1 protein-coding gene is annotated in these 2,085 nt (G+C 77.4%); it reads right to left on the reverse strand.

Annotated features, from left to right (window positions below; translation table 11 throughout):
* Nucleotides 1-2,085, reverse strand: a 2,085-nt coding sequence (locus IH54_RS0138455; protein ID WP_031526166.1) for a polyketide synthase dehydratase domain-containing protein, incomplete at both ends; no start/stop codon positions are given.

Here is a 2,085-nt window from a genome sequence, read left to right on the forward strand (position 1 = left end):
GGCGGCGGTGCCGACGCCGCCGGTGGCGGCGTGGATGAGGACGCGCTCTCCCGCCGCGAGGCCGCCCAGCTCCACCAGGCCGTACCACGCCGTCAGGAACGCGATCGGCACGGCGGCCGCCTGCGCGTCGGTCCAGCCGGGTGGTACGGGCACGAGTGTGCGGGCGTCGGCCACGGTGACCGGGCCGAACGCGCCCTCGAACAGGCCGAGTACGCGGTCCCCGGGCCCCACCGACGTCACGTCCGGCGCGGCCTCCAGCACGACCCCCGCGCCCTCGCCGCCCAGTCCGCGCCGGTCGGGCACGACTCCCAGGGTCACCATCACGTCGCGGAAGTTGACGCCCGCCGCGCGGACCCCGATGCGCACCTGACCGGGCGCCGGCGGCTCCAGCACCTGCGGGCGCTCCTCGGCCACCAGGTCGTCCACCGTGCCCGTCTGCTCCTCCGCCACGACGAGCTGCCACGCCGGGGCCTTCACGGGCAGCGCGATCGCGGCCGCCGCCGGGTCCGCGGCCACCAGCCGCGGCACCAGGGCCTTACCGCCGCGCACCGCCACCTGCCCCTCGTCCGCCGCGAACGCCGCCCCCAGCGCGGAGGCCAGCCCGGGCGCCGGATCGGCGTCCAGGTCGAGGAGGGCGAAGCGGTCCGGGTGCTCGGACTGCGCGCTGCGCACCAGCCCCCATACGGCCGCGGCGGGCGGGTCGACGGCGCCGCCGCCGTCCGGTCCCTCGGCGCCGGGCTCCACCGCGGCGGTGCCGTCGCGCGTGACGACCACGAGCCGCGACCCGGCGAAGCGCGGTTCGGCCAGCCACTCCTGCGCGGCGGCCAGCACGTCCGCCGCCGGTCCGGCGTCGTCGCCGTCCGCCCGCGGCGTGTGGCGCAGCACGACGGGCGGTACGGACGCCCCGCCGTCCACGGCCGCGACGAGCGCGCCGAGGTCCGGGTGGCGGGTGGCGGCGGGGAGCGCGTCCGCGTACGTACCGTCGTCGCCGATGACCGCCCAGCCGTCGGTGTCTGCTTCGCCGTCCGGCGCGGAGGGCAGCGGCAGCGGTGTCCAGCGCACGCGGTAGAGCCCGTCGCCCGGGCCGCGCGGGGCGCGCAGGCGGGCGGTGTCGACCGGGCGGCTGGTGAGAGCTTCGGCGGTCAGGACCGGGCGGCCGGTGCCGTCGCTGACGACGACGCGGTATTCGTCGTCGCCGCGCGGCGTGATGCGGACCCGCACGTCGGTGGCGCCCGTGGCGTGGAGGACGACGCCGGTCCAGCTGAAGGGGAGCCAGATCTCGCCCGCGGGCTTGCCCGCGGTCGCGATGAGGGGGTGGAGGGCGGCGTCGAGGAGTGCGGGGTGGACGGTGTGTGCGTCTGCGTTTTCGGTGGGGAGGGTGATGTCGGCGAGGAGGTCGTCGCCGTGGTGCCAGAGGGCTTGCAGGCCCTGGAAGGTGGGGCCGTAGTGGTAGCCCTGGGCGGTGGCGCGGTCGTAGAAGCCGGTGAGGTCGACGGGCCGGGCGCCGGGGGGCGGCCAGGCGGCGGTGTCGCGCGCGGGCTGGTCGGCGGGCTCGGCGGGCTCGGAGGGTACGGCGGCTTCGGCGGTGAGCGTGGCGGCGGCGTGCCGTACCCATTCCGGGGCCTGGCCGAACGCCGGGCGGGTGTAGACGTCGAGGGAGCGCCTGCCGGTGTCGTCGGCGGGGCCCACGATGACCTGCAGCGGGAGCGCCTGGTCGGGGTGCAGGGCCAGCGGCTGCTGGAGGACGAGTTCGGCCAGGTGCGGCGTGGCGGTGTGCTCGGCCGCATACAGGGCGAGGTCGACCAGCGCGGTGCCCGGCAGCAGTGCGGCCCCGGCCACCGTGTGCTCGCCGGTCCAGCCCTCGTCGTCCGCCGCGGGGATCTGCCCGGTCAGCAGCAGGCCGCCGTCCGCGAGCGGGGCCAGGGCGGTGAGGAGGGAGTGGTCGAGAGCGGTGCCGCCCGGTGCGGCGGCAGCGGTGCGGCCGGGGGTGAGCCAGTAGGGCTGTCGTTGGAAGGGGTAGGTGGGGAGGTCGATGGTGGGTGTGGTGGTGGGTGTGGTGGTGGTTGGGTACCAGGGTGTCCAGTT

The sequence above is a fragment of the Streptomyces sp. NRRL F-5123 genome (assembly GCF_000721495.1).
GTDB lineage: Bacteria > Actinomycetota > Actinomycetes > Streptomycetales > Streptomycetaceae > Actinacidiphila.